At 51.0% G+C, this 9,424-nt stretch carries 6 protein-coding genes; all 6 read right to left on the reverse strand.

From position 1 onward, the window contains the following. Positions 1 to 25: 25 nt before the first annotated feature. Positions 26 to 2,389 (reverse strand): AAA family ATPase, encoded by a 2,364-nt coding sequence (locus AAF564_11905; protein ID MEM8486246.1) that lies wholly within the window; start codon positions 2,387 to 2,389, stop codon positions 26 to 28. After that, positions 2,379 to 3,629, reverse strand: a complete 1,251-nt coding sequence (locus AAF564_11910) for a DNA repair exonuclease (protein ID MEM8486247.1) — start codon at positions 3,627 to 3,629, stop codon at positions 2,379 to 2,381. The genes AAF564_11905 and AAF564_11910 overlap by 11 nt, the downstream gene beginning before the upstream one ends. 470 nt (positions 3,630 to 4,099) lie before the next feature. Next, positions 4,100 to 5,188, reverse strand: coding sequence for a CsgG/HfaB family protein (locus AAF564_11915; protein MEM8486248.1), 1,089 nt, complete (start codon positions 5,186 to 5,188; stop codon positions 4,100 to 4,102). Between the two features lie 166 nt (positions 5,189 to 5,354). Then, positions 5,355 to 6,377, reverse strand: a complete 1,023-nt coding sequence (locus tag AAF564_11920; GenBank protein MEM8486249.1) for a CsgG/HfaB family protein — start codon at positions 6,375 to 6,377, stop codon at positions 5,355 to 5,357. 211 nt (positions 6,378 to 6,588) lie between these two features. Further along, positions 6,589 to 8,427 carry a serine/threonine-protein kinase gene (locus AAF564_11925; GenBank protein ID MEM8486250.1) on the reverse strand — a complete coding sequence of 613 codons (1,839 nt, stop codon included), beginning with the start codon at positions 8,425 to 8,427 and terminating at the stop codon, positions 6,589 to 6,591. 95 nt (positions 8,428 to 8,522) lie between these two features. Next, positions 8,523 to 9,257 carry a Stp1/IreP family PP2C-type Ser/Thr phosphatase gene (locus AAF564_11930; GenBank protein ID MEM8486251.1) on the reverse strand — a complete coding sequence of 245 codons (735 nt, stop codon included), beginning with the start codon at positions 9,255 to 9,257 and terminating at the stop codon, positions 8,523 to 8,525. Between the last annotated feature and the right edge of the window lie 167 nt (positions 9,258 to 9,424).

Raw genomic sequence — 9,424 nt, forward strand, 5'->3', positions numbered from 1 at the left:
TCTCTTATGGGATAAGAGAAAAAGGCTAATTCCGATGCATTAACATCAGGTTATGGGCATCCAGTTCTTCGATGGCTTCTTCAGCCTGCCAGTCGTGACAGGTGAAAAGGAAGACCTGGCGCTTTTCTGACATTTTCTTAAGGATGCCATAAACGTTCTTTCTACGCGGCGCATCCCAGTTTACAAAGACCTCATCCAGGAATACCGGTACGCGTTCTTTGCCGTCATCCAAATGGTCGATGATGGCCAGACGGATGGCAAGAAAAATCTGGTCGCATGTACCCTGGCTAAGCGGAGGGCCTACAGGGTGCGATGTATCGGAATCACCTTCGTAAACAACCAGCGTGCCCGTCTCCTCTTCCATGCCCAGTCGCGTGTACCGGTTGTTGGTCACTTGCGAAAGGTACTCCCCTGCTAAACGGATCACCTCCGGCTGGTGCTTCATTCTAAACTGCTCTTCAGCTTTGCGTAGAACGTTTGCTAACAGCTGCAGGCGGTCTCTGCGCTGCTTCAGCTCGAGATGCCGGCCTTTGATGAGTGCAATTTCACTCTCAATGGAATCCATCGAACGCTCTGATTTCAAACGCTCAATATCTTTGCGCTTCTCTGCTTTGCGCGCTACGACATCCATCAGCGTCTCATCAACTTGTTCGAGCCGCGACTCGATGCGGATGACTTCTTCATCAGAGAATACAATTTCTTCACCGGCTTCCTGGATCGTTTCAATCTCTTCTTGCATCTCCTGCCAATCCGGATAGTCCTGTTGCAGGCTCTCTTCGTACTGTGCAGCCTGACGGGCAGCTTTGCGGCGTTCCATGAGCCGGCGCGCACCACGGTTGACCTCACCGTCTCCCAGCGCTTCCAACGGCTCTTTTAGTTTTTTAATTTTGCTCAGCGTCGACCGGTTTTGAATACGGAATTCTTTGTCCTGGTCGCCATAGTCGCGCACCTGGTGGTCATATTCTTCGATGACACCTTTCATGGCCTCCAGATCGGATACCAGTTCGAGGTCCGGGTTTTCCAGACGGATCGCCGGCAGCGGGATTTTCTCCAGCAAGTCGACGATGGCCTGCTTCTGCATCTCTGCTTCGATCTCAAAATCTGCTACTTCCGGCCATTCTTCTGCCTCGTCATATCCGATCGAACGGTTATGACGCAACACTTCCAGCACCTGGATCACACCAAAAAGCGTAAGCAGTACCCCCGACATCCAGAGCCAGGTCTCGTTGAACCACAAAACGCCGGCAAGGATGGCCAGCACACCACTCAGCGCTGCAACTATCCAAGGATACAGTGGCTTGCTAACGGAAACCCGTACAGATAACATTTTGGCATACATCTGCACTTCTCGCAGACTGCCCAGTGCTTCCTGACAGGCATATACGTGATGACGCAGTTCTACCTCCGGCAGCTCACGAATTGACTGCAAAATCTCTTTTGTCAACGGCTGCGTCAACAGATTGCGCGAGAACTTCTGAATCTCAGCCTGCGCATAACGAATGTCGCGCCGTGCATAGTCCAGTTTATCCTGGTCTTTGCTGATCTGCTCCGACAGCGTATCAAGAATGACCTGCGGGTCTTCAGGAATATGGCGATAAGGCTCGAGATCACCCGCCGTTTCACGAAGGCCGGCAATCTTATTGGTCAACCTGTAAACAGGCATCAACCGACGTACACGCCGGCGCTCTGCTTTCAGCTGGATCTGCTCGTCTTCGAGTCCGCTTTCTTCGCTTGTCAAGGCCTCCATTTCGGTAGACAGTACGCGCAGTTTTTCGTCGTTGTCTTTGGCAACCAGCACCAGTTTTTTCAGGTCGCGCTGCTGAACATCAAGTTGGCGCGCAAGCGAGTTGCGCTGTAACCCTGTTTGCCACAGCGCATCGGCCTCTTGCTCCAGGGAACGGATAACGTCCTTGGCCGGCCTTACGTGACCGTCGTTCAGGCTCCCCAGCAACCTGTCCTGGATTTTCTCCCAGGCTTCGCCGCTGAATTCCATCAGGTCGTATAGACCAAGCGTGTAAACAGACTCAAAGACGGGGCGCGAAATATGAGACAACACCGGCAAAGAACGGTTGCCAAGTTCATCACGCGTACCATTGAGCAGGTAGCCGCTTGGCATTTTTTCCAGCCGGCGCGACACAATGATACTGTCGCTATGGGACGTCGAAAACGTAATCTGTCCTTCAGCCGTGGTCCCGTCGTGCGGGGCATACCGGTATTGCTCTGCATGATCGGGGTAAAACCCGTACAGCATAGAGCGCAAGAACTGAAAAAATGTACTTTTCCCAGCTTCGTTGTGTCCATAAACCACAACCATGGGGTGGTTCAGGTCCGTAAATACCTGGTCCTTGAACTGCCCAAAAGCTTTTATTTCACACTGCTTAATTCGCATGGTCACCCTCATGCGTTAGCCTGACAATTGCTTCCCTGTCAAGCGCATTCAACAAACTGGAGAGATACGCCTGCCGGTCTTCGGGCGTGGTTAATTGCTGGGCCAGTTGCGCCGGCGCCAGGTCATCCAACATTTCAGGATCTGAAGAGACCTCTTCAATGACCTTCAATACTTCGCTCAGCAGATGCGCGTCTTCACGGTACATGTCTACATCCACCAGCGGCGTCACAAAATTCACCCGCAGCTCCACATCATCAACATTGAGGTGCTGCGCCAGCTTCTCTTCTATCACCGCCCGCTTTGAGTCGACCAACAGCTCCTCAGCCATAGGACACATGCCTGATAGCCGGATTCGGACCAACTGAATGGCAATCGACTCGCTGCCATCTGCCTCTAGCTCAAAAGCCAGTTCGGCTAGCCGCGCCAAATCTTCGACGTCTTTGATATCCTGCAATTCATGCAGCGCCAAATCAAACCAACGTACGCTGGATAGTGCCTTAAACGTCACAGATACCTTGCGATCGTCGTCTACCGTGACAAGCAAACCACCTTTCACGCCGGGCTCATCAGCGCTATTGCCAACAAGGTTGCCTGAGTACCAGGCTGTGGCAACGCCTTTTAGGGCCTGCGCTTCATGAATATGCCCAAGCGCCCAGTATGTATATCTAGGTTTTCTCAGGTCTTTCACCTGGCAAGGTGCACAGTCGATGGCATTTTCAGCGCCAATCGCTTTTTCTACGCGGGTGTGCAAGACGCCGATGTAAGGCACATCGTCTTGTGCCTCGGGGAAAAGCAGGGCCAGGTTCTCTTTTTCTCTGGCGACTTCATGTCCGATACCCACGATGCGTGCAATGGCAGAGCCGTCTACATCCTGTAGTTCAATGACTTTGGGTGCGCGCGACTTGATGTGCAAGAAGCTCGCGGGCCAATCCATTTGCAAGGTTTTGGATGTGGGTCCTGCCGGGTCTACATCGCCAGCAACATAAATACACGGAATCTGCGCTTCATGCAGCCGCTGAAACTGTTCGAGTAGAAAGGCTTCTGTACTTACAGAAAGTCGTTTCTCTTCTACCAAATCCCCCGCAATGAGGACGGCAGTAACCTTCTCCTGGATGGCAAGGTCAATCGCTCTGCGCAGCGATGCACGCACTTCTTTGCGCAACTGGGTGCGCAACCGTTCTGAGCGACACAAGAATGTACTGTCTAGATGAACATCGGCTAGATGTAAGAATTTCTGCATGCCGAATTGATACTCGCTCTGATAAATCTCACGCGATAAAATTGTACGCTGCCTTTGGAGGGCCAGTCATGCAATTCAAATGTGTGAAAGAAAGTGATAGACTCGGGGGAATTCCCTACTATTTTAGAACGGTCCTTGCGTCAGTAGCTATTGGCGACACGAGATGAGCCATTCAATCCGACCGGGAAAGTGCCTATCGACCGGAATTATGATATAGGCCGGCTACAATATTGCGCATTATAAACATAACCACATATTGCCCGGCATCGATAGCGTAAATATACGCACTTAGCACCAAAAATGATGCCTCGATCTGGAGGATTTCGAGATTTTCCCCATATATGGGTACAAATTGCTTGTGCAATTTGTGTTTAAAGTTGAAGGTTGAAGGTTTAAAGTTGGTTTTTGTGATGGGGTGTGATGCGCTTTGTACCCGATCCAATCAACATTAAACCTTCAACCAGCAACCTTTAACCGTCGCTGGCCATGCCAGCGACATAAAGCATGGGCTCAATACTTTTTGCCTTGTTACCTGCCCGGTCATATTGCGGATCAAATTCGAGGGCTTCCAGGAATTTGGCGTACGCTGCAGGGTAGTTTTCCTGTTCCAGCAAATCAAGACCTTCGGAGTATGAAATCATGGCATCTAACGAGCGGGTATCTGTACGTGCGCCGAGCTGGTGCTGCTCGATATCCACATTGATACTTTGGGCAACATTGAGACTCAGCTGATCAGCCAACTCAAAGAAATCGCCGGCTTTACCAGTGACCTTTTCTGTCATGATGATTTCGCCCGTCTCTACCTTCACCAGGCGCGCGGTAATCACCATTTTCTTGCCGTGTTTGATATATGAACCCAGCAATACAGATTGTGCCCCAAGTAACTTGCCGGCACGTACCGCTGTCTGCTGATCAACGCGGTTTTCATCTGCCTGTAAATCAAGTTCAGACAGTAGCCACTGGATCCGCTCGCGCTCGATAACCTTCAGGCTCGTCGCGCCATTCAACTGGTTGATGAACAGCGAGGAAAATCCCTTTTGCAGCGGATTCAATTTATCGTGGTCATCGATACTGTTGTTGGTAAAGTCGAGCACAGCAAGTGTTGTCACACCTGGATCGTGCTTTACGCCATAATCTCCGTTTTCCGTCTTCCGGACGTCGTAGTAGAGGCGCATAAGCGGCGGTGACTCCTGATCAGGATCTAACTCAATGCGCGGCGGCTCCAGCTTGACCATGCCGCTTAGCGCTTCTTTGGCTTTCTGTTCGTTTCTGCGGGCAACGTAGGCGCGGCCGAGGTAATGCAATGCATCCCTCCGCTTCACGCGGTCGCCGGCTTCATTCTCGGCAACAGAGGAAAAGAGTGAAATAGCTTCTGAGAAATCGGCATTCTCATATGCCTTAACCGCTTTATTGAAGGTCTCGTCAGGATCGTCGCCCTGAACCTGAGCGGCAACAGAGAGATGTATTGCCATGTCCTGGTTTCTTTCTGTGTTGAACCAGAAAGACAACATGGTAACAAAGACCGATAGGGTCAGAAAATAGATTTGATTGATACGCATGGTGTTTGGGGTCTTATAATACTACACCATAAAATACGGGCACTATCCCGCTCACCGCGGTAGATGCAAGGTCCTTTTTGGGTATACGAAGGTGGGATAAATAGCAACAGGCCACTACCCCTGAAGGAGTAGTGGCCTGTAAATATTGTGTTATCCAGCTAGCAAATTAGCCGGCGTTGGTTAGCAACAATGGCTTGATGCTATCCGCTTTTGTCCGCGCACGGCTATAGTTTGAATCATATTCAAGTGCCTCTTCAAACTTGAGGTACGCAGCCTGATAGTCTTCCTGCTCCAGGAGTTCAAGCCCCTCTGAATACGAAATCATCGCATCCAGCGAACGCGTGTCTGATTGCTTGCCAATCATGGTATCCTGTAGCTTAACATTGATGCCCTGAGCCACTTTCAAACTGAGTTCTTCCGCCAATTCGAAAAAGTCTTTGTCTTTGCCGGCCACCTGCTCAGTCATCAAGATTTCACCCGTCTCAACTTTAACGAGGCGGGCATTAATACGAAGCTCGTTCCGGTGCTTCATGAAAGAGCCAAACAGTACGGACGTCGCGCCCAGCAATTTGCCAGTACGAACAGCAGTTGCCTGATCCACGCGGCCCTCCTCCTGCTGCAGGTCGAGCTCCTGGAGCAACCATTGGATGCGTTCGCGTTCGATCACTTTCAATCCGGTCGCGCCATTCAATTGATGCACCATCAGCGAAGCAAATCCACCTTCAAGCGGATCAAAACGCTCCCGATCATCGAGGGAATTGTTGGTAAAGTCTACAATGGCCAGCGTCTGCAAACCAGGATCGGCGCGCTCGATTTCGTAGCTATCTGTTTGCTGCTTCCGCACATCGTAGTACAATTTCATGAGCGGCGGCGACTCTACATCAGGATCAAGCTCCACAATAGGGGGCTCGAGTTCGATAAGGTCTTTGAGTACATCGCGTGCCTTGTTTTCATTGCGCTTGGCAACATACGCGCGGCCAAGGAACTGGAGTGCTTCTTTGCGTACCCCTTTGTTTTGAGATTCGTCGCCGGCGACATCAGCAAACAAGGTGATGGCCCGGTCAAATTCAGCTTCATGGTAAGCGCTCACAGCATCTTCAAGCGAAGACTGCGCAAACAAACTTGTCACAGGTAACAGTACAAAAAGGCCAACAAGCAGCTGGCACTTACGTGTTATCGAGATGTGCATATCGGAAATAGCGTTGATGATAGCAATGCGTGAAATGCAGACTGGGGCAGGACACAACCGATGTTTGCCTTCAGGGCACATCAAGCTGTAGTTAACATCACATAGTACGCAGCAAAAACAGAACCCAATTCAGTTTTTGGCGCAAAAAAGGAGAGAACCTACCGCTTTTAGACGCTATCGCAAACCACTGAGAGGCGCTTTGAACCTGCGTTTACTGCGCTTTTGAGATGTCAAAGAAGAGTTTGTGTTTGGTCTCTTCTATGTCAAAAGTCGGCGCGATTTGCAGCGTTTGCGGTTCAGAAAGCGTGTGATTACGCCGTTTTAGTGAGAACGTGTATTCTCCAGGGGTCAATGGATAATCCCCAACTGGTGCAGTCCCGTCAGCTTTCCCATTGATAAAAAGATTAGCAAAAGGTGATGCCGGCTCATCAGGCCCCACCCATTTCAATTGAATATTAAGTTGGTGTACAAAATAGCAAATCCGTTCAGTGGTTTGACCAGCCCGGACAGTCACGGTTGTCTCCCGGCTTGCCCCCGAAGCAGGATCTTCAAACTTGACGCTGTGGGTACCTACTGGCAGCTCAACACCCGACACACTGTCTGTATACCGTTCCCCATTCACAAAAATCCGCCCTGCCGGCTCTGCTTTAAGCGTAACGCGTCCTGTGGCAGCAGGCTGCACTTCGGGTCTCGGATTCGTTTGCCCCGCATTGCCTTGATTAGGATTCCCCCCTGAAGGTGTGCCTGCGTTAGCAATCGGCTGCGATATACGTAACAATGGGAATGCCAACACCTGCTGCGCGCCGGCATCAACAGTAATCATGGTGTCCAGGCGCTGGTATCCATCCATCTGCAACGCCAGGTTGATATTGCCAGCGGGAAGATCCAGTGATAAGCCATCGCGCGAGGTCACACCTGCCAAATCACTCCCCACAAACACAGTCGCACCCACCGGGATACTCGAAATATTCAGCGCAGCCAGCGTAGTGCCATTATCAGGTGGTGTACCTGTTGGCGTTGCGCCAGGCTCTTGTGTAGCCAAAGACGGCTCCCCAGTCTCTCCCCCGGTAAACATGCGGTATAATGGATAGAGCAACACCAGTCCTGCGATGAGGCCCGCAATCAGCATCGGGTTGCGTTTCGACGTTTTCTGCAGCGTTCGCGGTGTTACCGGAATTTGCGCCGGCTGATCGGTTGCAATTGTTGCGGTTTGCGGTGTCGCGTACGCTTCTTCAACGGCTTCCAGCATTTGCTGGGCCGACTGGAATCGTTTTTCAGGGTCTTTGGCTATTGCACGCTGGATGATATACACCAGCTTCGCGGGGATATTGGGATTGTACTCAAGCGGGGAGGGCAGGTCTTCTTCCACGATCCGTTTCAGAATGGTGAACGTCCCCTCTTCTACCCCAAACGGCAATACACCGGCCAGCATCTCATACATGGTCATGCCAAGCGAATAGAGATCGCTGCGCTGGTCGATGGTGGTACCCAGCACTTGTTCGGGCGACATATACCGCGCGGTGCCGGCCATGCCCTGCGTAACCGTGCTTTTCCCATCATCCTGCCGGAGTTTGGCAAGCCCAAAATCGGTCACTTTGACGCGGCCCGTTTTGGTAATCATTATGTTGCGCGGCTTGATGTCACGGTGAATGACACCCACGCTATGTGCGCGAGCAAACGCCTGCAACATCTGCTTCAACACCACATGCGCGCGGGAAAACTCTATGACACCTTGTTCAATCTCATCAGCTAGCGTCCATCCATCCACATACTCCATTACGATAAAGAAATTCTCCTCCACCTTTCGCAAAGCATGCACACCAACAATAAACGGACTTTCCACACGCGCAAGCGCCCGCGCTTCAGATTGAAATCTGCGCAAGAACGTTTCGTTAGAAACCAGGTCCGGGGCAATCATCTTAATGGCAACTGTACGCGACAACGCGATATCTTCTGCCTTGTATACGATTCCCATTCCCCCTTTCCCGAGTACCTCGAGAATTCGGTAGCCATCAATAACCTGGCCGATGGAAGAATCACCTTGTTGCATGGGCATTCTGGTGCGCTGAATAGCGCGTTGGAGAATACAACTTCAGGAATTGCACTATGACTGAACCAGGCAATTGGGCCAGGCGCAGTTGCGGCCTATACGGCGCGCAGTACCAGCGCAGTAGCGTTATCGTGACCACCTCTTTCATTGGCCATATCAACCAGCTTCTCTGTTGCTTCCTGCGGGGTCATTTGTACAACAATTTGCTGAAACTCTTCAGCAGAGACTTCGGATAATCCGTCTGAACACAGCAAAAAGCTCTGATCCGACTTCAGTTCGCCGATGTCGTATACATCAATTTCCAGATTAGGCTCTACACCCATTGCGCGGGTGAGTGTATTACGTCGCGGATGAACGCGGGCTTCCGCTTCGGTCAGTACACCCTCTCGTCTCATTTCTTCGACAAGTGTATGGTCATCTGTTAATAAATCAATGCCGTTTTTCTCAATGCGGTAAGCACGCGTATCCCCAACATGGGCTATACATATCTGGCCATTGGAAAGGACAAGCGCGGTACAGGTTGTGCCCATCCGGTCAAATCCATTGCCTGTTTGTGCTTTATCGTAAATACAATCATTGGCTCGCTGGAAAGCCTCTTTAAGGCGTTCCTGAACTGGCGTATCTTTACCACTGAAAAATACCCGGGGCACTTCCAGCAACGCAATTCTGCTAGCTTCTTTACCTCCCAGATGTCCTCCCATACCATCTGCTACGATGAAAAGTCTTTCATCAGCGCTATCCGGGTTGTTCTCTGGGAAGCTGCCGTACGCGTCCTGATTTTCAGACCGAACCAGACCCACATGGGATGTGGCACCATAAGAAATGTTCATTGGCCTTTTAACTCTCCACCAGGACATTAAACTAATCTCTGTTTTAAGCGGGCGCGGGCCCTTACTATTCAAAATGCTTTAAAATAATTGGATGCTGTTGGCGTATCAACGTTCAGTTTAAACAGCCGTGGATCTTGACTGATCACTGCTGCTGCAAAGATGCGCAC

The sequence above is a fragment of the Bacteroidota bacterium genome (assembly GCA_039111535.1).
GTDB lineage: Bacteria > Bacteroidota > Rhodothermia > Rhodothermales > JAHQVL01 > JBCCIM01.